Here is a 24,741-nt window from a genome sequence, read left to right on the forward strand (position 1 = left end):
TGATGACGATTGAATTCGGCGACGGCGATGCCGTCAGCGCGGCCGGTGTGGGTCCGGTTATCGGCAGTGAATTCGCCCAAGTGTCAGTAAATTTCGATACCAGAGGTAATTCTCCGCGGCTGAGGTTGGAGGACCTTCGATCTGGCCGCGTGCGTTACCTCGATGCGTTGGAATTGGAGACCATCGTCTGGCTGCCTGAGGATCGATTGACCGCCCTGATGAATCCCTCGTCCGATCGTTGGCGGGGCGACGCGTGAGGCGCGCGGCGATAGTCAGCCCGCTGCGCACGGCCGTCGGCGGCTTCGGCGGCACGCTACGGCCGCTGCGCGCCGAGGACCTCGCTGCGCGAGTGATCGACGCGGTCGTCGAGCACAGCGCCGTCGATCCGGCCGCCATCGAGGACGTCATATTCGCGCAGTCCTACGCGAATTCCGAGGCGCCGTGCATCGGACGGTGGGCCGCACTGCATGCCGGACTTCCGATCAGTGTCCCCGGTCTGCAGATCGACCGGCGCTGCGGTGGGGGATTGCAGGCGGTTGTCACCGCGGCGATGACAGTGCAGACCGGCGCCGCCGACGTCGTGCTGGCCGGCGGCGTCGAGTCGATGAGCAACATCGAGCACTACACCACGACGGCGAGGTGGGGATCCCGTTCGGGCAACCAGACTCTCTACGACCGCCTCGACCGCGGGCGCGAATTATCGCAGCCGCCCGCGCGATTCGGCCCGATCAGCGGCATGATCGAGACGGCCGAGAACCTGGCCACCGATTACGGCATCGACCGCGAAGCCGCCGACAGCTATGCCGCGCGCAGCCATCAACGCGCCGCGGCGGCCCAGCGGGCAGGTCTGTTCGACGAGGAGATCGTCGCGGTGCAGGTGCCGCAGCGTAAAGGCGACGCGCTGATTTTCGACCGCGACGAGGGCGTCCGTCCGGACACCACATCGGACACGCTGAGCCGCCTGCGCACCGTGATGCCCGACGGCACCGTTACCGCGGGCAACTCGAGCCAGCAGAACGATGCCGCGGCAGCCTGCCTGGTGGTGGCCGAAGGTCGGCTGGACGATCTCGGCCTGGAACCGCTCGGCTATTTCGAGGGCTGGGCCGCCGTCGGTTGTGAGCCGTCACGGATGGGCATCGGCCCGGTCGGTGCAGTGGAAAAGCTATTCGGTCGGACAGGATTGAACTTCGATGACCTGGATCTGATCGAGCTGAACGAAGCGTTCGCGGTGCAGGTATTGGCGGTGCTGGCCGGATGGGGCGTCAAGCTCGACGACGTCGAGGACCGGCTGAACGTCAATGGCTCGGGCATTTCCCTGGGACACCCCATCGGCGCCACTGGGGTCCGCATACTCACCACGATGTTGCACGAGTTACGCAGGCGTGGGGGCGGTTTGGCATTGGAGACCATGTGTATCGGTGGCGGGCAGGGCATTGCCGCGATATTCCGCGGAGCGTCATCATGACCGGCGACCAGGGTGCGCGGCGAGTCGGGGTGAAGGTGGTGTGCCGATGAAGGGTCTGGTCGGCTACGCGGCATACCTGCCCCGCTACCGATTGGCCGGCGCCGACATCGGGCTACGTCGGGGAGACCGGGTACTCGGTGGATTCGACGAGGACAGCACGACGATGGCGGTGGCGGCCGCAGCGGCGATACCCGGCGTACAGAACACCACTGCGCTGTATTTCGCCACCAGCACACCGGCTTACGCCGACAAGACCAACGCCACCGCGATCCACGCCGCGCTCGGTCTGGCCGAAGACAGCCTGGCCGTCGACTTCTGCGGGACGGGCCGAAGCGGGTTCGCGGCAGTCTTGGCCGCCGCGCGCGCCGGCGGCCTCGCGGTGAGCGCCGACATCCGGGTGGGACGGCCCGGGTCGGCGGACGAGAAGCTTGGCGGCGACGGCGCGGCAGCACTGCTGTTCGGAGACAGCGATGAGGCTCTCGCCGAAGTCGTCGCTAGTACATCGCTGACAGCGGAATTCCTGGATCGTTGGCGCGCGGTTACTTCGGTGACTGGCGAGCAATGGGAGGAGCGGTTCGGTGCCGAGCGTTACGCGGCGCTCATCCGCGCCGCGGTCGAACGCGTTCTGAAACCTGCCGGTGTAGCCGACGTTGACCACGTGGTACTCGCTTGCCCGAATAGTGCGATCGTCAAGCGAGCGGCGACCTTGGTCAAAGGGGAGAAGTCGGTGGTCACCTCGCCCATAGGCTTCTCGGGTGCCTGTGATGCCGCACTGGCACTGTGCAGCGTGCTCGATACCGCCGATGCGGGGGACACCATCCTGGTGTTGTGGGCAGTCGATGGCTGTGACGCGATGTTGTTGCGGGCGACGACCGCGCTGCCGGGCGCCCGTCAACCACGGCCGGTCACCCGGCAACGGGCCGACGGCCTGCCCGTCGCGCACTTGACGTACCTGTCGTGGCGCGGGTTGGTCGAGATGGAACCCCCGCGCCGTCCGGAGCCGGACCGGCCCTCGGGCCCGGCGGCGCAGCGGTCTGCGCCGTGGAAGTTCGGTCTCAGCGGATCGTGCTGCGAGGCTTGTGGATTCGTTCATCTCCCACCGGGCCGCGTCTGTAAGAGTTGCGGTGCGACCGACCAGATGGGCGTGATGCCCGTTGCGGCCATGCGAGGGGCCGTCGTTACCTACACCGTCGACTACCTGGCGTACTCACCGTCGCCGCCCGTCGTGCAGGCCGTGGTAGACGTGTCCGGTGGCGGCCGATTCGCCTGCCAAGTTGCCGATGCCGAGCCGGAACGCATCCAGGTCGGCTCAACGGTGGGATTCACCTTCCGGCGCCTGTTCACCGCAGGCGACGTGCACAACTATTTCTGGAAAGCCCGATTGGACGGGAGCGGCGATGGCTAGCAGGGGAATAGCAGGCAAGGTCGCAGTCGTGGCGATGGGCTGCTCGCGATTCGGCGAACGGTGGGCCGATTCTGCCGACGACTTGCTACTCGAGGCCTACAGCGAGTGCATGACGTCGGTTCCCGGCTTGAGCGCCAACGATATTGACGCCTACTGGCTGGGCACCTTGAGCTCGGGGATGTCGGGCCTGACTCTGAGCCGACCACTGGGAACCGGCGACAAACCGGTGACTCGGGTGGAGAACATGTGCGCCAGCGGATCGGAGGCTTTCCGCAACGCCTGTTACGCGGTCGCCAGTGGTGCCTACGACGTGGCCATGGCGGTCGGGGTGGAGAAGCTCAAGGATTCCGGCTTCTCCGGGTTGTTACGTCAAGATCCGCCCAGCGATGGCACCGCGCCCGAACTGTCGATGACGGCACCTGCGGCTTTCTCGCTACTGGATCCGGCCTACTGCGCGAAGTACGGCACCCACGCTGACGAGATGCGTGCGGCGATGACTCACGTTGCCTGGAAGAACCACACCAACGGCGCCCGTAACCCCAAGGCGCAGTTCCGTTCTGCCGTCGCCAGGGAAACCATCGACAAGGCGCCGAAGGTGGCCGGACGGCTCGGGGTTTTCGACTGCTCTGGGGTGTCCGACGGTGCCGCCTGCGCAGTAATCGTGCCGGCCGAACGCGCTCATGAATACACCGAAACGCCGATGTATGTTCTCGGACTCTCACTGGTGGCCGGCTCGGGCCGCGGCGCGATGGATCCCAGCTACGACTACACCAGTTTCCCCGAGGTTGTGCGCTCGGCCCAGGACGCCTACCGGCAGGCGGGCATAGTGGATCCGCGGACCGCATTCTCTCTGGCCGAGGTCCACGACTGCTTCACTCCCACGGAGATCGTGTTGATGGAAGATCTCGGATTCGCCGACCCCGGTCAGGCGTGCAAAGACGTGCTGGCGGGTGACTTCGACGCTGATGGCCGGTTGCCGATCAACCCCGACGGTGGCCTGAAGTCATTCGGCCATCCCGTCGGCGCCAGCGGGCTGCGGATGCTGTACGAGGCGTGGCTGCAGTTCCGCGGAGAGGCGGGCCAGCGACAACTGCGCGATCCGCACACCGCGCTTACCCACAACCTGGGCGGGCGTCCGGGCAGTTGTGTCTCTTTTGTTTCGGTAGTAGGCGCGACTCAAGGAATCTAGAGCGCGACGCTGTGTTGGGCGTGTCTTTCGGCTCCGCGAGGACAGGCTGATCAGAGCAGCTCGTCGGCGGCCGTGCGAACGATGGTTTCGGCTTCGGTGGCCGGCACTCCGAGCGCCGCGAGGACATGCTGGGCAAATGCCCGGTCGGCGTCTGGACCGTGCCGTCCGTCGAGGACCTCGCGAATCAGAGCGAAGGCGCCGCCGATCACGGCAGTCAGTACCACCTCGATGTCGGCGACGACGAAGCGGTCGCTCGCGATACCGCGTTCGACGGCGACCCGAGCATGGGGGTGGACCGCTTCGCCGAACAGGGCCTCCGAATGGCTGATGTTCACGATCAGCCGGGCGAAGTCAGGTTCGTCGTAGGCGAGTCGGATCACCCTGAGGTTGGCCAGCGCCACCACGATCGCTGGATCGGTGTCCGCATTGATGTCGCTGATCGTTGCCAACGCGAGTTTGGACAGGCTCTCGGTGATCACCGCCTCCAGCAGCTCTTCTTTGGAGGAGAAGTAGTTGTAGAAGCCGCCCAAGGCGATATCTGCTTCCTCGGTGATGTCCTGAATACGCACGCGAGCAACGCCTTTCGCTGCGATCAGCGAGCGAGCGGCATCCATCAGCGACTGCCGCGTGCGGAGTCGCTGACGCTCGACGCGGGTCAGCGTCTTGCTTTCGGGAGCAGAGGCCACGCCCGAATTCATACGCGCTGAATGCGGATTCATGCTTGAAATCCTATTCACTTTCATGTTAGCTTCGAGGGGTGGCGCCGTGAACTGGCTCACATGAGTAGGAAGATTCCGATGGTTTCTCCGCTGCCCTAGGCGATCCCGAAGCCGCCGATCTTTCTGGCGATGCCCAGGGCGGCGAGGCAATCGTGAACACCTTGGTGTCCGGCGTGGCGGCGTCGGGAGCACGGTCGCGCGTGCTTCGGGCTGGTAATCGCTGGCCCACCCGCCGGCTGCTGTCTGCCGTCAAACCATTTGATGCATAGGAGCTTTCATGCCGATACACACTCATCCAGCCGCAACCGACCTGCTGTTACCGCTGCCTGCAGCAGGGGAGGAGTGGGATCCACACCTCATCCATACGCATTACTTCGGCTTCTCGGTTCCCGAGGCGGCGATCGGCGTATTTCTCTACGTCCGCTACCAGCCGGCGTTCCCGTTGTCACAGGGCGGCGTCTGCATCTTTCAGGGCACCGACAACATCGAATACACCGACATGGCTTTCCTGGACTACGAGATAACGATGCCGTGGCCCACAGTGTCGGGAAACACGATCACCACTGACAATGGGCTGACGATCGACTTCATCGAGCCCGGAAAGACCGCGCGGCTTACCTACGACAGCGGTGATGGAGCCGCCGCGATCGATGTCATCGCCGAGGCGGTGACCCCGCTTCTGGCGCGAGGGCATGTGATGCCGGGGGAAGAAGATCACCACGAAGCATCCCGGATGGCCGGCGGTACTGAGCAATTCATGCATGTGACCGGCGAACTACGACTGCGGGGCGAGGTTCACGCGGTCAACTGCTATGCACCCAGAGATCGATCGTGGCGCCAGATCCGGGTGGAACGCCGCGGCGCAGTCCCGGTTCCGCCGGTCGGTTGGTCACCGATGTACTTCGGTCCGGATTTGATCTTCAACCAGATCAGCTTTGAACCGCTGGACACCGATCCCGCATGGGCCGGGCTCTACGAGGTCGGCGACCGCGCGTCGCACCACTTCGCCTGGATTCAGCGCGGCGACGAAAGCCGGTCGATCAAGTGGGTACGCCGCAACGTCCTCGAATACCACCAGCGAACGTACCTGCCGATGCGTCAGGAGATCACTACAGAGGACGAGCTTGGCGAGGTGTACCGGTTTCAGGGCGAGGCGATCGCCTGCGCGTCGCTGCCGGCGTGGCCTAACACGTCTTTTCACGACAGCGTCTATCGCTGGACCGACGAACACGGCCGAATGACATACGCGACGTACCAAGAACTGTGGTTTCACGAGTACCAGCAACTGATGAAGCGCCGTGCGCTGGCCGCGTGGCAGTCGTAATGGGAGGGCAGGAAGTGTTTCATTCGAAGAGCAATGACTACGACGTCGTAGTGATCGGCGCCGGCCACAACGGGTTGACGGCCGCGGCCTACCTCGCCCGGGCCGGACTTCGGGTGGTCGTGCTGGAGGCCTCGCCCACGCCTGGCGGCATGCTGGGTACGAACGCCATCTTCGACAGTGCACCACAACATCTGATCAACGAAGGCGGTATCCAGGCTTCGTTGTTCCGCTCGAGCACTGTCGAGGCCGATCTGGGCCTGCAACGCCACGGCCTGCGGCAGGTCATCGCCGATCCGTTCCACGTGCACCTCGATCCTGACGGACCATCGCTGGCTTTCTGGAAGGACCCGGCGCGTACGGCTGACGAGCTGAAGTACTTCTCACGCAAAGACGCTCGCGCCTATCTCGAGTTCGCCCAACAGCTCGACGCGGCAATGGATCTCGCGCTGCCTTTTATGAACGGACACCCGACCCGCCCATCAGGTAAAGCGATCCTCAATGCGATACCCGTGGCGATGCGTCGGCGCAAGGATCTGCTTCCTCTGATCAGCTTCCTGACCCGGTCGCATGCCGAGATCATCACCGAGCGTTTCGACACTCCGCTATTGCGCGCCGCACTGGCGTCGATGCCGCCGTTTTGCTGGATGACGCAGGATGGCACCGGTTGGGCGTTGATCTATATCGCAATGTGCCTGCGTACCAACTCGTCTCGGATGGTCGGAGGCTCGGGCGCGTTGCCGGGGGCCATTCAGCGTTCGTTGGAGGCGTATGGCGGCAAGGTACGGCTGTCCGCACGCGTGGAAGAGTTGTTGCTCGACCGCGGTCAGATCAGCGGTGTTCGACTGGAAAGCGGCGAGGTAGTGCGGGCGCCTTATGTGTTGGCGTCGTGCAGCCCGAAACTCACGCTGTGCGAGCTATTGCCACGCGGGGTTCTCGACGACACCATGCAACGACGCGCGGACGCCATCCCGGTCGATGTGGTCGAGGCCGCGACGCTCAAGATCGACGTCGCACTCGACGGTCAGTTGTCCCTGCCGCGCCACCAGGCTTGGCGAGATGACGGCTTGGATCTGCGCGAACCGATCTGCGCCTGGCAGACATTCGAAGAGCATATCCGGGCGTGGGAGGACACCATTGCCGGCCGCTGGCCGGACCCGATCTGCGGCATCGGGATCATCCCGACAGCCCTGGATCCCAGCCAGGCCCCGGCCGGCAAGGACACGTTCTGGTACTGGTCCGGCATCACGCCGGCGCATCCCGACGAGCCGTGGGAGGACGTCCGGGACAAGATAGGTGACCGCGCATTGGGCGCAGCGGCCGACTTCTACAAAGGGCTGGACTCGATGGTCATCGAGCGACGGGTGTTCAACATTCCGGACCTGGCGACGCGCTTCAATGTGCCGGGCGGCAACGTGTATCACGTCGACCCGGCCGGGATGCGGTTCGGACCATTACGGCCCGCAACGGGTTTCGGCAGTTACGACACGCCAGTTCCCGGGTTGTTCCTCAGCGGCGCCGGGACGCATCCCACGGGCGGTATCAGCGCCATTCCCGGTCAGCAATCGGCCAAATGGCTACTGAAAAAGATGAAGCGGTCCAACGGCTTGGTCGGTCGCGCCAGGCAGCGACTCTCGAACTCTCGTTGAGGAGATCTCATGGCACTGAAGAACGTGATCGACACCGATGTCGCAGCCGCCAAGCTGGCTTCCTGGCTGTCCTCGAAAATACCTGAGGCCCAGCAGATCACGATCGCCGACTTGCAGGTGCCCGGTGCCGGCGGGTTGTCGAACGAAACGGTGCTGTTCACCGCGTGCTGGCAGCAGGACGGTGCGGCAGTAACGAGAGGCATGGTCGCCCGGGTGCAGCCCGACGGCCCCGGCGTCTTCCCGGATTACGACCTGCACAAGGAGTGGGCCGTCATCAAGGCATTGGGCAAACACACGAAGGTGCCGGTCCCCGCGGCCTACTTCTACGAAGAGGATCCGTCCATCCTCGGTTCGCCGTTCCTGGTGATGGAGCGCATCGACGGACGCATCCCGGCTGACGACCCACCGTTTACGGCGGCCGGGTGGGTGCTCGACCTGACGCCTGAGCAGCGACGTCGGATGTGGCATAACGGCATCGACGCGATGGCCGCCATTCACGGCGTCGACTGGCGCGGGGCCGGGTTGGGGTTCCTCGACGCACCCGAGAACCACAGCGGTCTCGACGCCGGCCTGGCTCATTGGCGGAAGACATTCGACTGGGCGGCCGAGGGCGAGCCGAACCCGACGATCGAAGCGGCCCTTGCATGGCTCGACGAGAACCGGCCTGAGTCCGATACAGAGAAGGTGCTCAATTGGGGCGATGCACGGGTCGGCAACATCATCTTCTCCGACAGCCTGGCGGCCGCGGCGGTGCTCGACTGGGAGATGGTTGTCCTGGCCAGCCGTGAGCAAGAAATTGGCTGGTGGCTGTTCCTCCAGCGCCATCACACCGACGGTGTGGGCCTGCCGCTGCCTGAGGGTATTCCCGATCACGCCGAAACGGTCGACTACTACGAGCAACTCACGGGTCACCGGCTGCAAAACCTGGATTATTACGAGGTCTTGGCCGGAACCCGGTTGGCGATCTTGATGGTTCGGGCCGCGCACCTGATGATCGGTGCCGGACTTCTGCCGCCGGACGCCACGATGGCGCTGAGCAATCCGGCTACCCAACTGGTCGCGAAGTTGCTCGGTCTGACCCCTCCGGACGCGGTCAGCATCAGCTTCATCGGCAATCGTGGCCAGTGAGGCGACGCGATCGCTGGCGTCATGCACCAGCCCGAAATTTTTCTATTTAAGATAAAAATCTTGCCGCCACGTCGACGCAGCGAAGTTATGCTGGCCCCGGCGGACACGCTTGAGCGGATTGCTCGCGCGCCGAGCGAACCGGCGATGAGCAAGTGTCGAAACGGGAGGGGTTTGGCGTGGGTATCGGTATTTCGGTTACGGGGCTGACGAAGTCATTCGGCGCTCAGCGAATTTGGGAAGACGTGACGATGGACATTCCGGAGGGTGAGGTCAGCGTGCTGCTGGGCCCGTCGGGTACCGGCAAGTCAGTGTTCTTGAAGTCGTTGATCGGTCTGCTGCGCCCAGAGCACGGCTCGATCGTGGTCGACGGCACCGACATCACCGAGTGTTCGCCCAAGGAGCTCTATGACATCCGCACTATGTTCGGCGTGCTTTTCCAGGACGGCGCTTTGTTCGGGTCGATGAACCTGTATGACAACACCGCGTTCCCATTGCGCGAGCACACCAAGAAGAAGGAAGGCGAGATCCGTGACGTGGTCATGGAGAAACTGGAACTCGTCGGTCTGGGCGGGGATGAGAAGAAGTTCCCCGGTGAGATCTCCGGTGGTATGCGCAAGCGTGCCGGCCTGGCCCGCTCGCTGGTGTTGGACCCGCAGATCATTCTGTGTGACGAGCCCGACTCGGGTCTGGATCCGGTCCGTACCGCTTACCTGTCGCAGTTGCTGATCGACATCAACGCCCAGATCGACGCGACCATCTTGATCGTGACGCACAACATCAACATTGCGCGGACGGTGCCCGACAATATGGGCATGCTGTTCCGTCGCAAGCTGGTCATGTTCGGGCCCCGCGAAGTGCTGCTGACCAGCGACGAGCCCGTGGTGCGGCAGTTCCTCAACGGTCGTCGTATCGGGCCGATCGGCATGTCCGAGGAAAAGGACGAGGCCACCATGGCCGAGGAGCAGGCCCAAATGGAGGCCGGTCACCACGACGGTGGTGTCGAGGAGGTCGAGGGCGTGCCCCCACAGATCACCTGCACTCCGGGCATGCCCGAGCGCAAAGCTGTCTCCCGCCGTCAGGCCCGGGTTCGGGAGAACCTGCACCTGCTGCCCCAGGATGCCCAGGAGGCCATCCTCGAATCGTTCGCGAAAGCCGGCAAGCATGCCGCAGTTCAGGACTACGACGGTTACGCCGACCAGCACGACGAGGCCGATACCGCTTCGATCCCGATCCTGCGAGGGGCCTGATCTCTGCCGCAAGGGTGGATGTCGGGGTTGGTGACGAGGAGCGGCGCCTTAACATAAGTTGACTTATGGTATGGTCCCTGTGACGGGGGTCATAGACCATGCCGAGCACACTTCGTGGCACGAAACCTGACTCGGCGAAGATTTGAATCTGAATTAAATTAAACGGAGATTAAGGAGACGCGGAACAATGGGGTTCAAGGACTCGGCGGAAGTCACAAAATACATCGGCGGGATTTTCGAGACGGCCTTCGAGGATGAAGAAATCGGGCCGAAGCTAGTTGCCACCGGACTCGTGGTGGCGTTCGACTTCTCCGATCCCGAGGCGCTTGTGGTCATCGACATGGCGAACAAATCCGTGCGGGAAGGACTCGAGGGCGGGTCGCCGCCGACCGCCACTATGTCCATGACGGCTGAGACCGGCAACGGGTATTGGCAGGGCAAGGTCAACCTGCCACTGGCGATGGCCAAGAAGAAGATCAAAGTCGACGGCAACGTCGCGAGCCTGCTCAAGCTGGCCCCGCTTGGAAAGAAGCTGTACCCGAGCTACATCGAGCGGCTCAAGAACGACGGTCGCGACGACCTGCTCGTCTAGGCCGATGTTCCCCGGTACACACGCGCGGTCCGCCCCGGACCGACCGGCTGTGATCATGGCTGAGTCGGGCCGGACACTGACGTACGGCGTACTCGACGATCATTCGGCCCGACTCGCGGCGGCGCTGCACGGAATGGGCCTACGCAGAGGCGACGTCATTGCGCTGGTCTCGGACAACACGGCTGAAGCTTTCGAGATCTATTGGGCCGCATTACGTTCTGGTCTGTACATCACCGCTGTCAATTGGCACTTGGCTCCAGAGGAAGCGGCGTACATCCTGCAGGACAGCGGCGCGAGTGTCGTGTTCGCCTCGGCCGGGGTGCGGGAATTGGCCAGTCACCTGCGTGATCGGGCTTCAGGGGTACGACATTGGTACTCCATCGGCGATGCGATCGCCGGCTATCTGCCCTACGACGACCTACTGGCCAGCGCTAACCCGACGATCACGGATCAGCCGCGCGGTTCGGAGATGTTGTATTCATCCGGAACCACCGGACGGCCCAAAGGCATCAGGCCGCACCTGCTTCCGATCCAGGTTGACGAGCCCGGGGATCCGCTGGTGGGGCTGCTGGCCCATGCCTTCAAGATCACCAGCGATGACGTATACCTTTCGCCCGCACCGATTTACCACACCGCCCCGCTGAAGTGGTGTGGCGGGGTTCAGGCATTGGGCGGCACCGTAATTCTGATGGAGCGGTTCAACGCCGAACAGGCACTGGCCGCCATCGAGAAGTACCGAGTGACAGTCAGTCAGATGGTCCCGACGATGTTCGTCCGCATGCTGCAGTTGCCAGAGGAAGTTCGCAACCGCTACGACCTCTCGTCACTGAGGCTGGCCGTGCACGCGGCAGCGCCCTGTCCGCCAGACGTCAAAGACGCCATGATCGACTGGTGGGGCCCTGTGCTGGTCGAATACTATGGCGCGACAGAGCAACACGGCACCACCGTGATCACCGCCGCGGAGTGGAAAGACAAGCGGGGATCGGTGGGCAAATCCGCGCTGGGTGTCCTGCACATCTGCGACGAGGAGGGCCGTGAGTTGCCCCCGGGTGAGGTCGGGGCCGTCTACTTCGAGCGCGACGTGGCGCCCTTCGAGTATCACAACGATCCGGAAAAGACCGCTTCGTCGAGGCATCCGGCCCACGAGAACTGGACCACTGTCGGCGACATCGGTTACGTCGACGACGACGGCTACCTGTTCCTGACCGATCGGAAAGCATTCGTGATCATCTCCGGCGGAGTGAACATCTATCCGCAGGAAATCGAGAACGTCTTGACGCTGCACCCGAAGGTCTTCGATGTCGCGGTCATCGGCGTGCCCGATGCGGAGATGGGGGAACAGGTCAAAGCCGTCGTCCAATTACGCTCTGAGGCAACGCCATCTCCTGAATTGGCAGACGAGATCATCGCCTACGTCCGGGAGCGCATCGCGCATTTCAAAGCACCCCGCTCCGTCGACTTCGTCGACGAGCTGCCCAGGACAGCCACCGGAAAGCTCGCCAAGAGAAGTCTCAAAGACCGCTATATGGAGGCACCCGCATGACTACTGAGACACCAGCCAAAACCGACCGCCCGCCCTTCGACCCGGTAGACATCTCGTCACAAGCATTCTGGGCGCAAAGCTTCGACGAGCGCGAGAAGGCATTCAAGATCCTTCGCGACGAACGCCCCGTGAGCTGGCACCGGCCGATCGAAGGCTCCATGATGGAGCCAGAAATCGACGGTGTCTGGGTCGTGACCCGCCACGAGGACGTCAGCTACGTCAGCAAAAACCCTGAGATCTTCTGCTCCGGGCAGGGCATTACGTTCGAGGCCGTTCCCGAAGAGATGCTCGATGCAACGCAGTCCTTCCTGGGTATGGATGGGGCGAAGCACTCGAGCTTGCGACGGCTGGTCAGTTCAGTCTTCACGCCCCGCCAGGTCGCCAAGATCAAAGAACAGATCGAGCACCAGGCGGAATCGATTGTCAGCGATCTGATCAAGGCGAAGGAAGGCGACTTCGTACAACAGGTGGCCAAACGCCTTCCGATGTGGACCATCTACGAGATGCTCGGGCTGCCCGAGGACGAGCGCGACGAGGCGGCGCATCTGGCAGAGGGCATGGTGGCATGGGCCGATCCCGATGTCGCGGCCGGTCGTGAACCCGGCGAAGTGCTGACCGACTCCCTTGTCGGGCTGCTCAACATCGGGATCGGTCTCGCCGAGAAGCGCCGGGCGCATCCGCAGAATGACTTGATGACGTCCCTGGTCCAAGCGGAAGTCGATGGACGGCAGCTCACCGACGACGAACTGGGGCCTTACTTCGTCCTGCTCTCGGTGGCAGGCAACGACACCACGCGCACCACCACCACCTTCACCACAATTGCGTTGCAGGAATTTCCCGACCAGAAAGCCTTGCTGGCACAGGATTTCGACGGGCGGATCAAAGTCGCGATGGACGAGTTCGTCCGCTGGACGACCCCCGTCATGACGTTCCGGCGCACTGCCACTCAGGACACCGAGCTGCACGGCCACCACATCCGCGAGGGCGACTGGGTGACGATGGTCTATTCCTCGGCCAACCGCGACGAGCGAGTGTTCAACAACCCCAACGTATTCGACATCACCCGCTCACCCAATCCGCATGTCGCATTCGGCGGAGGCGGCCCGCACTTCTGTATGGGCGCGTTCATGGCCAAGATGCAGCTGGAGTCGATGTTCCGCGAGCTGATCTTCCGGGCGCCGGGCCTGCGGGTCGGCGAGCCCGAGTATTTGACCGGAAACTTCATCACCGCAGTCAAATCCCTGCCCTACACGATCGACTAGGAGAGCTATGGCCGACTTTTCCGGGAAACGCTACGTCGTCACCGGCGCCGCATCAGGCATTGGACACGCGGTGGCAGAACGTTTGCTGTCCGCAGGAGCGGAGGTGCACTGCCTGGACCGCAACCAACCGACAGCGCCGGTGACCCGACACATCGAAGTCGATTTGGCGAACCCCCACAGCATCGACACGGCGGTGGAGCAACTCGACGGAGAATTCGACGGCTTGATGAACATCGCCGGTATACCGGGAACCGCGCCGGCCGACCTGGTGCTGGCCGTCAACAGCCTTGCGGTTCGTCACTTGACGGAGTCGCTCTTCGAACGACTGAAGCCGGGCGCCGCGATCACCATCGTGTCGTCGACGGCAGGGTTCGGCTGGCCGCAACGGCTCGACCTGATCCGGGATCTGTTGGCGACCGACACCTTTGAGGAGGGCGCGTCCTGGTTCAAGGCCAACCCGCAGCAGGGTAACGCCTACAATTTCTCGAAGGAAGTTTCCACCGTCTACACCATGTCGATGGGTTTGGCGGTGGCAGAGATGGGTTTTCGGATCAATGCGGTGTTGCCCGGACCGGTCGAGACTCCGATCTTGGTCGACTTCGAAGAATCGATGGGCAAAGACACGCTTGACGGATTGAAGAATCTGCTCGGGCGTCACGCCGATCCGGGCGACGTTGCCGACGTGGTGCTTTTTCTGGCCGGCGACGACGCTCGCTGGGTCAACGGTCAGGCTATCGCGGTCGATGGCGGAATCAGCGGAGCGGTCGCGAGTGGCGTAGTCCCCGCGCCCGAAATCTGATACCGCCCAAAGAAGAACCTATACCGCTCAGGAGAATCTGTGACTATCTCGGCACCGAAGATCACCGCTGGCGCCAATGTGCTCGCCGATCTTCGGAAAGTTTTCGACCGCGGTCGAACGCGGGGCCTGCAGTGGCGACTAGAACAGCTACGCGGCATCGAGCGGTTCGTCGAGGAGCGCGAGCCCGCGATCGCTGCGGCCTTGGCCGATGACCTCGGCCGCAGTCCTGCGGAGGCCTGGCTGGGCGATATCGCCTCGACCAAGGGCGAGGCCGTCTATGCGCGCAAGCACCTGAAGAAGTGGATGCGCCGGCGACGGGAATCGTTGCCGATGGCGCAGTTGCCTGGCCGGGCATGGGTGCAATACGACCCGTTGGGCGCTGTGCTGATCATCGGTCCGTGGAACTATCCGCTGTATCTGAGTCTGGCGCCGCTGGTCGCCGCGGTGGCGGCCGGCAACTGCGCCGTGATCAAGCCGTCCGAACTCGCGCCTGCCACATCGGCGTTGTTGGCGCGACAGCTCAGCCAGTACGTCGACCCCGAGGCCGTGCGTGTCGTGGAAGGTGACGCCGCGGTCACCCAAGACTTGCTGGCGGCGGGCTTCGACCACGCTCTTTTCACCGGCGGAACCGAAGTCGGCAAGAAGATCATGGCCGCGGCGGCACCAACGCTCACCCCGGTCACGCTGGAGCTGGGCGGCAAGAGCCCGGTGATTGTCACGGCCGATGCCGATATCGATGTCGCCGCCCGTCGCATCGCATGGGTCAAGCTGCTGAACTCCGGTCAGACGTGCATCGCGCCGGATTACGTGCTCGCCGATCACAGCATCGCCAACGAACTCGTCGGCAAGGTCGTCGGCAACCTTCGCGACTTTCGTTCGGACGAAGGTGGTCTGGGGGTACCGATAGTCAACCAGCGTCAATTCGACCGGCTGGTCTCGCTGATCGGCAGCACCGAAGGCGAAGTGGCCGTCGGCGGCCATTGGGACAGCAGCACGCTGCGCATCGAACCGACCGTCATCGTTGATCCGTCACCCAGCGACCCGGTCATGGCCGACGAGATCTTCGGTCCGCTTCTGCCGATCATCACCTACAGGTCAGTCGACCAAGCAGTCGACTTCGTCAACGGCCGACCGAAACCATTGGCGCTATACGTTTTTGGCTCCGGACGCGCTAGCCGCGGCCTTGTTGATCGCATCCCATCCGGCGGCGCGGTGATCAATCACGTTGCTATGCATTGTCTGGTGCCGTCGCTGCCGTTTGGCGGTGTGGGCGCCAGCGGCATGGGCGCCTACCACGGTAGATGGGGCTTCGAAACGCTCAGCCACCGCCGCGCGGTGCTGTCCAAAACGGCGAAACCCGATCCGCGTCTGGTCTACCCGCCCTACAGCCGACTCGCCCTCAACATCATGCGGAGATTGTTCTGATGAAAGTCAAGGTTGACACCACCAAGTGTTCAGGAATCGGGTTGTGTGAGGTCACCGCACCGTCGGTGTTCGAGATCGGCGACGACGGCCAGGCGCACGCCATCAAATCCGAACCAGCGCAGGGCGAAAGGGCAGAAGTCGAAGAGGCGGTGAACAACTGTCCGACCGGCGCGCTGTCTATCGATGAATAGGGAGCATCTGCAATGACTTACGTCATCACCCAAAGTTGCTGCAAGGACGCCAGTTGCGTGCCGGTGTGCCCGGTGGACTGCATCAGGCCGGTGGGAGCGACGGGTGAAATCACCGGTACCGAGATGCTCTATATCGACCCGGTCACGTGCATCGACTGCGGCGCGTGCGTCGACGCGTGTCCCGTCGACGCGATCTACTACGAGGAGGAGCTGCCGCCTGAGCTGGAGCGGTTCAAAGACATCAATTCCAGCTACTTCGAACACCATCCCTTGGCGATGGATTCGCAGCGAGCCGGTACTGATCATCCCGCCGTGGAGCGGGGCTCGTTACGGGTCGCGATCGTCGGGGCAGGACCGGCAGCCTGTTACGCCGCAGCGGAGCTGACCCGCGTCGCCGGCGTGGAAGTAAATATGTTCGATCGGCTTGCGACGCCGTTCGGTCTCGTGCGCACCGGAGTGGCGCCGGATCATCAGCACACCAAGGCGGTGGTCAAGCTCTTCGATCCCGCGTTCGCGAGCCCGCGCTTCGAGTGCCACTTCAACGTCGAGGTCGGTAAGACGATCACGCACGAAGATCTGCTGGCGCACTATCATGCCGTGATCTACGCGGTGGGGGCACCGAAGGGCCGCGACCTCGGTATCCCGGGGGAGAAGCTGCCCGGAAGTTATGCCGCCGCGGACTTCGTCGGCTGGTACAACGGGCACCCCGACCACGCTGACACCACGTTCGACCTGTCTGCAGATCGGGCGGTGATCATCGGCAACGGCAATGTCGCACTGGACGTGGCCCGGATCTTGCTGATGGCGCCGGAGGATCTCGCGAAGACCGACATTGCACAGCATGCGTTGGATAAGTTGTCGGACAGCGCAATTGACGAAGTGGTCATCTTGGCGCGCCGAGGGCTAAGGGAGGCCGCCTTCTCGGTCGGCGAGTTTCTGGCGCTGGGCCATCTGCCGGGGGTCGATGTCATCGTTGACAGCGACGAACTGGACGCGCACGACGACGACGACGTCGAGACACGAATGAAGTTGGAGATCGCGCGCGAGTTCACTCAACGGCCGACGCAGCCGCAGAACAAGCGGATCGTGTTCCGTTTCATGGTCTCACCCGTGGAGGTGGGTGGCGAAGAGCATGCCGAGAGTCTTCGCGTGGTGCATGTAGGCGGGGAAAGCGAAGTGATCGAGAGCCGGCTGATCCTGCGTTCGATCGGACAGCGGGGTGTGCCGATCGACGGTGTGCCCTTCGACGACGCGAACGGCGTAGTATCCAACGAACACGGCAGAGTACTTCGCGAGGACGGCCAGCACGTCCCCGGCGTATATGTCACAGGATGGATCAAGCGTGGTCCGCGCGGCGTGATCGGGACCAATCGGAGCTGTGCCGAGCAGACGGTCCAAAAGCTCTGGGAGGACTACGATTCGGGCTTGCTGGATCGTGAGGTCGCAGACCGGGACGCCATGGCCGATCTGCTCGCGGAACGAGGGGCCGAGCCCGTCGACTGGCAGGGCTGGCGTGCCATCGACGCCGCCGAACGCGAACGGGGTCGCGAAACTTCGCGGCCACGCGTGAAATTCGTTGACATAGCCGAACTGCTCAGCGCCGCCAACTCGAGCGACGCGGCCTGCTAATTTCGCTTGCAGATCACCGCCCCAACACAAGTAGCGAAAGACTATGAGCCATAGTGCATTAGTGATTGACCCGCGATGGGAGCCGCACACCGTCTGCGAGGACGTGGTCGTGGACGCTGGTCGTGTGGCGGCCCTGTCGGCCCTCTTCGACGACAGCAACCCGGCCCCGTTACCGGGTGACGACTTGCCGCCGCTCTGGCACTGGGTCGCGCTACCGCAGTGGTGTTCATCCTCTGCGCTGTCGTCCGACGGCCATCCGCGACGCGGTAGGTTCCTGCCGCCGATCGACCTGCCACGGCGGATGTTCGCCGGTGGTGAGATCGACTTTCACGCTGCGCTCACCGTCGGTCGCGTCATACGACGCGAGTCGTGGGTGGATGGCGTTGAGGAGAAGACCGGCCGGTCCGGCTCTCTGGTCATCGTGCGGGTGACGACGCACTTGTACAACGACCATTCCGACCTGGCCGTCGTTGAGCGTCAGAACCTGATCTTCCGGGAGGCGGCGTCGCAGACCTCCGGCGGTTCCGATCCCGCTGACGCCGCCATCACGCCTCCGACACCGTCGCCACTGCGGCGCACCGGCGAGTGGGAGTGGGAGTTCGAAACGGATCCGTCGTTGCTGATGCGATTCAGCGCCGCAACCGCCAATGCCCATCGCATTCACTACGACTGGCCGTACGCGACCCGTGTCGAGGGATATCCGGGGCTGGTGGTGCACGGGCCGCTCGTGACGTTAGCGCTTGCCGAGATCGTGCGGTTGGAAACGCCGGACGCCGGTGTGCACCGCCTGCGCCACCGGAATGTCGCGCCGCTGTTCTGCGGGCAATCCGCGCGGCTGAAGCGGTTGGCGTCGGACAGCACGTCTGTCGCCCTGTCGGCGACCGGCGACGACGGCCGCGACCGCGCCACCGTTGACATTGAATTGCGCTGAAGTTGCTGGGCATCCTGCGTCCGACGCTCTCGACGTTGCGCGCAACTTATGTCATGCTGGCCATCAGCCACCAAACAGCGTTAGGTATTCTTCGGATCCGGTGATGGTACTGCGCGCGACGGTTTCGCGAGGAAAGGACAGTCCACGATGACGGCAACCGCACGAGAGGTCGGGGATCCGGACACGGCAGCGGCCGGGATCGTGGTGCGCTGTCCGGCGGATGGACGAATTGTCGGCAGTGTTCCCGAGATGTCGGCAGCCGAGGTGCACGAGGTGGCCGCCCGGCTGCGCGCCGCCCAGCCGGCGTGGGAGGAGCTCGGGCCGCACGGCCGCAAGAAGCATCTGCTCCGATTCCTCGACTGGATATTGGACAACGAAGACCGGCTGGTCGGCATCATGCAGGAGGAAACCGGCAAGTCGTGGGGTGATGCGGCGATGGAGATCGCGGTGGCCCTCGACACCATCAACTACTTCACCAAGCACGCGGCCGACTTCCTTGCGGATCGGGCGGTGAAGCGGGACGGCCCGGTGTCGTTGACGAAGAACCTTCGGGTGTTCATCCGGCCGCACCCACTCGTCGGCATCATCACACCGTGGAATGGTCCGCTGGCGACTCCGATCGTCGACGGCATCCCGGCACTGATGGCCGGGGCCGCGGTGCTCTTCAAGCCGTCCGAGGTGACACCGTTGACCTGGTCAGAGGTCACTCGCGGCTGGATCGAGGAACTCGGCGCTCCCCCTGTGATCGCGTGTGTCACCGGCGGTGGAGCCGCCGGAACCGCGGTGCTCGACGAAGTCGACATGATCCAGTTCACCGGATCGATCGCGACCGGGCGAAAGATCGCCGCTCGTGCCGGCGAACGCCTCATCCCGCACAGCGTGGAGTTGGGCGGCAAAGACGCGATGATCGTCTTGGACGACGCTGACATCGATCGCGCGACCAGCGGCGCAGTTTGGGGCGGCCTGTGGAATTCGGGCCAGATCTGCGTGTCCGTCGAGCGAATCTACGTCCAGGAGCGGGTTTACGACGAGTTCGTCGACAAGCTGGTGGCCAAGGTTCGAGCCCTGCGGCAAGGCATGGATCCCGACGGCAGCTACACCACCGAGATCGGTGCGATGGCCAACGAACGCCAGGTGCAGATCGTCGAGCGCCACGTCGGCGACGCCGTCGAACGCGGGGCGGTCGCGGTTACCGGTGGCCGGCGTAAAGACCAGGGTCTGTTCTTCGAACCGACCGTGCTGACCGGGGTTGATCACTCGATGCTGTGCATGCGCGAGGAGACGTTCGGCCCGACGCTGCCGGTAATGAAGGTCAAGAACGATGAGGAGGCGATCCGCCTCGCCAATGACTCGCCGTACGGGCTGGCGGCCAGTGTCTGGACTGCCGACGAGCAACGCGCTGACCGGGTGGCGCGCCGACTCGAGACCGGCGCGGTCAACATCAACAGCGCGCTGACGGCCACCATGCTGATCCCGTTGCCGATGGTCGGCTGGAAGTCCTCTGGCGTCGGTGGTCGCAACGGGGGACCCGCGGGAATGCTGAAATTCTGCCGGCAACAGGCGATTGTCTCCGAGCGGTTCCGGCTCAAGTCCGAGCCGCACTGGTATCCCTACGTGCCTCGGATGAGTCGCCTGCAGAAGCGGCTGATCCGGCTCACCGGAGCGCACGACTGGCGTCGTCGGCTTGGGCTGCGCGGACCGAAATGATCTCTGAGGAGCGGAGATAGGTGTGTCACGAATAACGATCGATAGCGGCAAATGTCAGGGTCATGGTCGCTGCGTGCTGATCGCCCCGACCCATTTCGACATGGACGACGACGGCTTCGGCAAGGTATTGGACGACGAGGCCGGGTCATCGCCCGACGTCGACGAAGCGGTCTTCAGCTGCCCTGAGAATGCGATCCGGCTGTCGGACTGAGTGTTGGTCTTCAAGCCGTCGTGGTGATGGTGCCGTCCGCCTGCAGCTCGCGGATCTCGTCTGCGGTGAAGCCGGCCTCGCCGAGCACCGCTGACGTGTCGGCGCCCCGGCTGGCCGGTGCCGGTCGCAGGCGTGCCGGGGTGCGGGATAGCCGCGGCGCCGGTGCCACGGTGACTGTCCCGTCGTCGCTTGCCAGGATCGTGTTGCGGGCCCGCAAGTGCGGGTCGTCGGCCAACTCGTCCAGTTCCAGCACCGGCGCGCCGCAGCCATCGATGTCAGCGAACACCGCCGACCAGTGCGAGCGGGCTTTGGACCGGAACGCCTCGGCGATCCGCTCCCGTAGCTGCGCCCAGCCGGTCGGATCCAGTTGAGCGGCTAAGGCGATGTCCTCGATGCCCAGCGCGGATAAGAATTGCGCGTAGAACTTGGGTTCGATCGCGCCAACGGCGAAAAATCGGCCGTCTTCGCATTCGTAAACGCCGTAGAACGGCGCCCCGCCGGACAACAGGTGCTTGCCGCGACCGGACCACAGCCCGCTATTCAGTTCAGCGAGGTGGATCGCGGCAAGCAGGGCTGCGCCGTCGACGATGGCGCCGTCGATCACCTGCCCTTTGCCGGTGCGGGTCCGTTCGAAGAGCGCCATCATGATTCCGAGGGCGGTGACCAGCGACCCGCCTGCCAGGTCACCTACGTAGGCCAGGGGGGTGACAGGCTTTTCGGAGCCGATGGTGCCGAGGGTGCCGGCTACCGCCGTGTAGTTGATGTCGTGCCCGGCCCGGTCGCTGTATGGCCCATCCTGGCCCCATCCGGTCAACCTCGCATAGATCAGCCGGGGGTTTCGCCCGCACAGTACGTCCGGGCCCAGCCCGCGCCGCTCCATGGTGCCGGGACGGTTGCTCTCCAGCAGCACGTCGGCGTGGTCGGCAAGTCGGGCGATCACCCCGGCACCGCGGGGCGCGCGCAGGTCGATGGCCGCTGAGCGCTTGCCCCGGGACATATTCGCGGCCGGATCGAAGGGGAGCGGGACGCCCGGTCGTTCGACGGTGACGACATCAGCGCCGAAGTCCGCGAGCAGCATGGAACAGAACGGGCCCGGCCCGAGCGCGCTGAGGTCGAGGACCCGCACTCCGCTCAGCGGGGGAGCTCCGGTCGAAATTGGGGAATCGCCTGTCACGCCATCAAAGTATCAAACAAAGTTTGGTTGTGTGCTCGGACGACGGCGCGTAGGTTCGCGCCGATGAGACCTGGGACGAAGTCGGACGATCCCCGGGGCAGCCGAGCGCAGTCCCACGCGAGCAACCCGACGAGCGTCGAGGCGTATCGAGCGCTGCTCACGCAGCGCTTGCGTGCGGAAGGCGCGGTCGGTGCCGACGCTTCCGAGCACGCGGAGTTGGTGTTCAACCTCTCTCGGCTGCACACCCGAATCTCGCAGGACTTCGAGGTCTTGCACCGGCGGCGTGGGTGGACGTGGGCGGGCTTTCGGATCATGAACGTGCTGTGGGTGTTCGGCACTGTTGAGCAACGCGACGTGGCCCGGCTGTCCGGCGGATCGCGCGCAGCGATCTCGAGTGCGCTGAACACTTTGGAGCGCGACGGCCTGGTGAACCGCACCAGAGACAGCCACGATCGGCGGCTGATCCGGCTGGAGTTGACCGGGCGAGGACGGACGGAGCTATGCGATGCGATCCGCGAACAGGCCGACCGCGAGCGGCAGTGGCTCTCGGTCCTGGACGCGTCCGAACAGCGCTTGCTCAGCCGCCTTTTGGCCACCGTCGCGGATCGGCGGACCCCCTAACCTAATGGCGATTGTTAAAAGCTTGACATATTCGTATGCTGCAGGGCATGAACATGCGAACCCTGATCCAGCACAGCAAGGGCAAGACAAGCCGGCAGGCCCATCGCGACCTGCCGGACTCGAGTTCAAACGGGACGTTGCTCAAAGACGACGAACTGACCCGGCATGGCTTCGACGGACGTGAAGCGGTTCTGTATCGCTCCAACGACCCGACGGTCTTTCGCACCGAAGGCCGCTTCAAGTCCACCTCGGCGGTATTGACCGATATCAAGACCGACGACCTCACCGACGCCCGGGGCGCAGCGCAGCGGCTGTACTACAACGCAGACGCGACGATCTGGCTATCCCGGCGGTCCGAACCGATGCCCTTCCACCGGCGCAACGTCGACGGCGACGAATGCTGGTTCGTGCACCGCGGCTCGGGGACAGTCGAGACCGAATTCGGGCCGATCAGCTACGAGCAGGGCGACTACGTCGTGCTACCGAAGGCCGTCACCCATCGTTGGGTGGTCGACCCCGGTGAGACCATGCTGTTCGGCATCGAAACAGTCGGCGAGTTGCGGGCGCCGACGTACGTCGGCCTGGGCCGGCACGCTCCTTTCGACCCAGATGTCGTGCGCGTACCCGAACCGGTGCCGGTGACATCGGACCAGCATGAGTACGAGATCAGGGTCAAGTACGACGGCGAATATTCATCGATCTACGCCGCCTCTCACCCGTGCGATGTAGAGGGGTGGAAGGGCGACTACTTCCCATTTGCATTCAACATTCGCGACTGGAACGTGATCATGTCCGACAGCCTGCACCTCCCGCCGTCGATGCATTGCTTCCTTGTGGCAGAGGGCATCAACATCATCAATCTGCTGCCACGACCGTTCGAGTCGGTGCAGGGTGTCGAACGCATCCCGTGGTTCCACCGCAACGCCGATTATGACGAGATCGCGCTTATTCACGGCGGCAAGTCTCTCGGTCGACCGTTGAAGGCCGGCCTGGTCAGTCACGATCCGCAGGGCATCCACCACGGCTTCCCTGATCGGGCCCGGATCAAGTCCCGGCGGGAGTGGGAGCAGCACCCGCGCATCGAGTGGGAAATCATCATGGTCGAGGCCTCGCGCCCACTGAAGCTCGACCCCGTGCTGCAGGGCTGACCTCTCGCCGTCTTGACGAGCCACGTCACACCCCTGGCCTAGACGTGACGCAAGCCATATGGCATCGTGGCCAATTAATACCGAACAGTGTTTGACCGCGGGACGGTAGTGACGAAGCTGTCGACCTTTGGGGAGCTATGCGATGACCTCTGCACGTACTGACCGCGACCTCGCCGCGCTGCTGGAGTCTTACGATCCGTTCGATCGCGACCACGTCGAGTGGAAGTACGACGCGTTCGCCTACGCGCGGCAGCACTGTCCGGTGGTGCGGACCGAGACCGAGCTCACCGGGCCGATGTGGATGATCACGCGCTACGAAGATGTCCGGCGAGTGCTCGAGGATCCAGAGACGTTCTCCTCGGTGGGCGGATCGCCGGCACCCGCGCCGGTGCGGTTGGGTCCGCTGGATTCCGACCCGCCCGAGCACACCGGCTTCCGCGCGCTGCTCAGCCCATACCTGACCCGCAAGTTCGCGCTGACATACGCCGACGAGATGCGCAAAACCGCCAATGAGCTGATTGACGGATTCATCGAAAACGGCAAGGTCGAGTTGCTCAGCGAGTTTGCGAGCCCGTTCGTCTCCCGCATCTTGGCGCGGATGGTGTTCAACGAGAACGACATGTCCAAGATGGAACGCGCAAAAGAGATCGTGTACCGGGTCACCGAGGACGGCACCGAGGAGTCGTTCATGAACCTCGGGATGCTTTCGGCGGAGTACTTGTTTGCGGCGATCGAGACTCCGCCGGAACAAGACGGCATCCTGCGGGCGCTGGCGACCGGGACTATCAATGGCGAGCGGTTGACCAACGAGCAGGCACTCGGTGCGATCTCGGTGTTGTTCCTCGGTGGGCTGGACACCACCCGGTCTGCGATCGGCGCCATCGCGATGTACATGGCGCTCAATCCCGAACTCGAGCAACGGGTCCGAGACCCCCGTTGGGTGCGCAACGACATGGACGAGTTCATCCGCCTGACGTCGCCGGTGGGGACGTTCGGCCGCACCGTCATGAAGGACACCGAGATCGCCGGGTGCCCAGTCAAAAAGGGCGAGCGCCTGCTTATCCGGTTCGATTCGGCCAACCGCGACGACGCCAAGTTCCCCAATGCCGACCAGTTGCAGTTCGATCCGCCCCGCGGTGGCAACGCCGGTTTCGGCCTCGGAATCCACCGTTGCATCGGCATGCACTTGGCTCGGGTGGAAATCGCCATCGCGTTCGAGGAATTGCTCGCCCGCGTCACCAACTTCCGGCTGGACGCAGACCCGGCCGACCTGAAGTGGGTGCCCGGAATCGCCAACTACCCGGACCGTGTTCCGCTGATTTTCGACAAGGTCTAGACACTCGCTGTCAATCCCTTTTTCCCACAACGTCTTTCAACGAGGAGAA

General features: G+C 63.8%; 23 protein-coding genes. 21 read left to right on the forward strand and 2 right to left on the reverse strand.

Annotated features, from left to right (window positions below):
* Window positions 1-2 precede the first annotated feature (2 nt).
* Genes ACIUM1_RS23455 through ACIUM1_RS23470 form a run of 4 tightly spaced genes read left to right on the forward strand, consistent with a single transcriptional unit; the run spans window position 3 to window position 4,059 of the window.
* Window positions 3-257, forward strand: coding sequence for a hypothetical protein (locus ACIUM1_RS23455; RefSeq protein WP_014941016.1), 255 nt, complete (start codon window positions 3-5; stop codon window positions 255-257).
* Window positions 254-1,465, forward strand: coding sequence for an acetyl-CoA C-acetyltransferase (locus ACIUM1_RS23460; protein ID WP_406814893.1), 1,212 nt, complete (start codon window positions 254-256; stop codon window positions 1,463-1,465). The genes ACIUM1_RS23455 and ACIUM1_RS23460 overlap by 4 nt, the downstream gene beginning before the upstream one ends.
* Before the next feature lie 46 nt (window positions 1,466-1,511).
* Entirely contained in the window at window positions 1,512-2,870 is a 1,359-nt protein-coding gene (locus tag ACIUM1_RS23465) for an OB-fold domain-containing protein (RefSeq protein WP_406814894.1), read from the forward strand.
* Complete coding sequence (locus ACIUM1_RS23470; RefSeq protein ID WP_406814895.1) at window positions 2,863-4,059, forward strand: acetyl-CoA acetyltransferase; 1,197 nt, start codon at window positions 2,863-2,865, stop codon at window positions 4,057-4,059. Before ACIUM1_RS23465 ends, ACIUM1_RS23470 begins: the two co-directional genes overlap by 8 nt.
* Window positions 4,060-4,109: 50 nt before the next feature.
* Here ACIUM1_RS23470 and ACIUM1_RS23475 read toward each other — a convergent pair whose 3' ends face one another.
* Entirely contained in the window at window positions 4,110-4,757 is a 648-nt protein-coding gene (locus tag ACIUM1_RS23475; protein WP_014711219.1) for a TetR/AcrR family transcriptional regulator, read from the reverse strand.
* Window positions 4,758-5,055: 298 nt separating this feature from the next.
* On the opposite strand from ACIUM1_RS23475, the gene ACIUM1_RS23480 reads away from it, so the two are divergent.
* The 14 genes from ACIUM1_RS23480 (at window position 5,056) to ACIUM1_RS23545 (ending at window position 20,413) form a co-directional block, all read left to right on the forward strand.
* The gene (locus ACIUM1_RS23480; RefSeq protein ID WP_406814896.1) at window positions 5,056-6,102 is read left to right on the forward strand and encodes a tyrosine protein kinase; all 1,047 of its coding nucleotides are present in this window, start codon (window positions 5,056-5,058) and stop codon (window positions 6,100-6,102) included.
* Complete coding sequence (locus ACIUM1_RS23485; RefSeq protein ID WP_406817832.1) at window positions 6,102-7,748, forward strand: phytoene desaturase family protein; 1,647 nt, start codon at window positions 6,102-6,104, stop codon at window positions 7,746-7,748. Before ACIUM1_RS23480 ends, ACIUM1_RS23485 begins: the two co-directional genes overlap by 1 nt.
* 9 nt (window positions 7,749-7,757) lie before the next feature.
* The gene (locus ACIUM1_RS23490) at window positions 7,758-8,876 is read left to right on the forward strand and encodes a phosphotransferase family protein (RefSeq protein ID WP_406814897.1); all 1,119 of its coding nucleotides are present in this window, start codon (window positions 7,758-7,760) and stop codon (window positions 8,874-8,876) included.
* 176 nt (window positions 8,877-9,052) lie between these two features.
* Window positions 9,053-10,123 carry an ABC transporter ATP-binding protein gene (locus ACIUM1_RS23495; protein ID WP_014941024.1) on the forward strand — a complete coding sequence of 357 codons (1,071 nt, stop codon included), beginning with the start codon at window positions 9,053-9,055 and terminating at the stop codon, window positions 10,121-10,123.
* Window positions 10,124-10,310: 187 nt separating this feature from the next.
* Complete coding sequence (locus ACIUM1_RS23500) at window positions 10,311-10,715, forward strand: SCP2 sterol-binding domain-containing protein (protein WP_014941025.1); 405 nt, start codon at window positions 10,311-10,313, stop codon at window positions 10,713-10,715.
* Between the two features lie 4 nt (window positions 10,716-10,719).
* The gene (locus tag ACIUM1_RS23505; protein WP_083862978.1) at window positions 10,720-12,258 is read left to right on the forward strand and encodes an acyl-CoA synthetase; all 1,539 of its coding nucleotides are present in this window, start codon (window positions 10,720-10,722) and stop codon (window positions 12,256-12,258) included.
* Window positions 12,255-13,520: a cytochrome P450 gene (locus ACIUM1_RS23510; protein ID WP_406814898.1), complete on the forward strand. Its 1,266-nt coding sequence runs from the start codon at window positions 12,255-12,257 to the stop codon at window positions 13,518-13,520. The genes ACIUM1_RS23505 and ACIUM1_RS23510 overlap by 4 nt, the downstream gene beginning before the upstream one ends.
* A 7-nt stretch (window positions 13,521-13,527) precedes the next feature.
* Window positions 13,528-14,319 (forward strand): coniferyl-alcohol dehydrogenase, encoded by a 792-nt coding sequence (locus ACIUM1_RS23515; RefSeq protein WP_014711227.1) that lies wholly within the window; start codon window positions 13,528-13,530, stop codon window positions 14,317-14,319.
* Window positions 14,320-14,358: 39 nt separating this feature from the next.
* Window positions 14,359-15,744, forward strand: a complete 1,386-nt coding sequence (locus ACIUM1_RS23520; RefSeq protein ID WP_406814899.1) for an aldehyde dehydrogenase family protein — start codon at window positions 14,359-14,361, stop codon at window positions 15,742-15,744.
* The gene (locus ACIUM1_RS23525) at window positions 15,744-15,935 is read left to right on the forward strand and encodes a ferredoxin (RefSeq protein ID WP_007170544.1); all 192 of its coding nucleotides are present in this window, start codon (window positions 15,744-15,746) and stop codon (window positions 15,933-15,935) included. Before ACIUM1_RS23520 ends, ACIUM1_RS23525 begins: the two co-directional genes overlap by 1 nt.
* 12 nt (window positions 15,936-15,947) lie before the next feature.
* On the forward strand, window positions 15,948-17,564 hold the full coding sequence (locus ACIUM1_RS23530; protein WP_406814900.1) for an FAD-dependent oxidoreductase: 1,617 nt from the start codon (window positions 15,948-15,950) through the stop codon (window positions 17,562-17,564).
* A 43-nt stretch (window positions 17,565-17,607) separates the two neighbouring features.
* Complete coding sequence (locus ACIUM1_RS23535; protein WP_406814901.1) at window positions 17,608-18,495, forward strand: MaoC family dehydratase N-terminal domain-containing protein; 888 nt, start codon at window positions 17,608-17,610, stop codon at window positions 18,493-18,495.
* Between the two features lie 147 nt (window positions 18,496-18,642).
* Complete coding sequence (locus tag ACIUM1_RS23540; RefSeq protein WP_406814902.1) at window positions 18,643-20,202, forward strand: aldehyde dehydrogenase family protein; 1,560 nt, start codon at window positions 18,643-18,645, stop codon at window positions 20,200-20,202.
* Between the two features lie 22 nt (window positions 20,203-20,224).
* Window positions 20,225-20,413, forward strand: a complete 189-nt coding sequence (locus ACIUM1_RS23545) for a ferredoxin (RefSeq protein WP_255348942.1) — start codon at window positions 20,225-20,227, stop codon at window positions 20,411-20,413.
* A 10-nt stretch (window positions 20,414-20,423) separates the two neighbouring features.
* Here the strand turns inward: ACIUM1_RS23545 and ACIUM1_RS23550 are convergent, their stop codons facing one another.
* Window positions 20,424-21,539: a CaiB/BaiF CoA transferase family protein gene (locus ACIUM1_RS23550; protein WP_406817833.1), complete on the reverse strand. Its 1,116-nt coding sequence runs from the start codon at window positions 21,537-21,539 to the stop codon at window positions 20,424-20,426.
* 111 nt (window positions 21,540-21,650) lie between these two features.
* Here ACIUM1_RS23550 and ACIUM1_RS23555 point away from each other — a divergent pair, with 111 nt between their 5' ends.
* From ACIUM1_RS23555 to ACIUM1_RS23565, 3 genes are all read left to right on the forward strand, one after another.
* Window positions 21,651-22,208, forward strand: coding sequence for a MarR family winged helix-turn-helix transcriptional regulator (locus ACIUM1_RS23555; RefSeq protein ID WP_406814903.1), 558 nt, complete (start codon window positions 21,651-21,653; stop codon window positions 22,206-22,208).
* Window positions 22,209-22,255: 47 nt separating this feature from the next.
* Entirely contained in the window at window positions 22,256-23,356 is a 1,101-nt protein-coding gene (locus ACIUM1_RS23560) for a homogentisate 1,2-dioxygenase (protein ID WP_406814904.1), read from the forward strand.
* Between the two features lie 142 nt (window positions 23,357-23,498).
* Window positions 23,499-24,692 carry a cytochrome P450 gene (locus tag ACIUM1_RS23565; RefSeq protein WP_406814905.1) on the forward strand — a complete coding sequence of 398 codons (1,194 nt, stop codon included), beginning with the start codon at window positions 23,499-23,501 and terminating at the stop codon, window positions 24,690-24,692.
* Window positions 24,693-24,741 lie beyond the last annotated feature (49 nt).

The sequence above is a fragment of the Mycobacterium sp. M23085 genome (genome assembly GCF_045343915.1).
Lineage (GTDB): Bacteria > Actinomycetota > Actinomycetes > Mycobacteriales > Mycobacteriaceae > Mycobacterium.

Coding starts and splice junctions, on each gene's coding strand:
- ACIUM1_RS23455 (WP_014941016.1), top strand. CDS start 3: ATGACGATTGAATTCGGCGACGGCGATGCCGTCAGCGCGGCCGGTGTG.
- ACIUM1_RS23465 (WP_406814894.1), top strand. CDS start 1,512: ATGAAGGGTCTGGTCGGCTACGCGGCATACCTGCCCCGCTACCGATTG.
- ACIUM1_RS23470 (WP_406814895.1), top strand. CDS start 2,863: ATGGCTAGCAGGGGAATAGCAGGCAAGGTCGCAGTCGTGGCGATGGGC.
- ACIUM1_RS23475 (WP_014711219.1), bottom strand. CDS start 4,757: ATGAATTCGGGCGTGGCCTCTGCTCCCGAAAGCAAGACGCTGACCCGC.
- ACIUM1_RS23480 (WP_406814896.1), top strand. CDS start 5,056: ATGCCGATACACACTCATCCAGCCGCAACCGACCTGCTGTTACCGCTG.
- ACIUM1_RS23485 (WP_406817832.1), top strand. CDS start 6,102: ATGGGAGGGCAGGAAGTGTTTCATTCGAAGAGCAATGACTACGACGTC.
- ACIUM1_RS23490 (WP_406814897.1), top strand. CDS start 7,758: ATGGCACTGAAGAACGTGATCGACACCGATGTCGCAGCCGCCAAGCTG.
- ACIUM1_RS23500 (WP_014941025.1), top strand. CDS start 10,311: ATGGGGTTCAAGGACTCGGCGGAAGTCACAAAATACATCGGCGGGATT.
- ACIUM1_RS23505 (WP_083862978.1), top strand. CDS start 10,720: ATGTTCCCCGGTACACACGCGCGGTCCGCCCCGGACCGACCGGCTGTG.
- ACIUM1_RS23510 (WP_406814898.1), top strand. CDS start 12,255: ATGACTACTGAGACACCAGCCAAAACCGACCGCCCGCCCTTCGACCCG.
- ACIUM1_RS23515 (WP_014711227.1), top strand. CDS start 13,528: ATGGCCGACTTTTCCGGGAAACGCTACGTCGTCACCGGCGCCGCATCA.
- ACIUM1_RS23525 (WP_007170544.1), top strand. CDS start 15,744: ATGAAAGTCAAGGTTGACACCACCAAGTGTTCAGGAATCGGGTTGTGT.
- ACIUM1_RS23530 (WP_406814900.1), top strand. CDS start 15,948: ATGACTTACGTCATCACCCAAAGTTGCTGCAAGGACGCCAGTTGCGTG.
- ACIUM1_RS23535 (WP_406814901.1), top strand. CDS start 17,608: ATGAGCCATAGTGCATTAGTGATTGACCCGCGATGGGAGCCGCACACC.
- ACIUM1_RS23540 (WP_406814902.1), top strand. CDS start 18,643: ATGACGGCAACCGCACGAGAGGTCGGGGATCCGGACACGGCAGCGGCC.
- ACIUM1_RS23555 (WP_406814903.1), top strand. CDS start 21,651: ATGAGACCTGGGACGAAGTCGGACGATCCCCGGGGCAGCCGAGCGCAG.
- ACIUM1_RS23560 (WP_406814904.1), top strand. CDS start 22,256: ATGAACATGCGAACCCTGATCCAGCACAGCAAGGGCAAGACAAGCCGG.
- ACIUM1_RS23565 (WP_406814905.1), top strand. CDS start 23,499: ATGACCTCTGCACGTACTGACCGCGACCTCGCCGCGCTGCTGGAGTCT.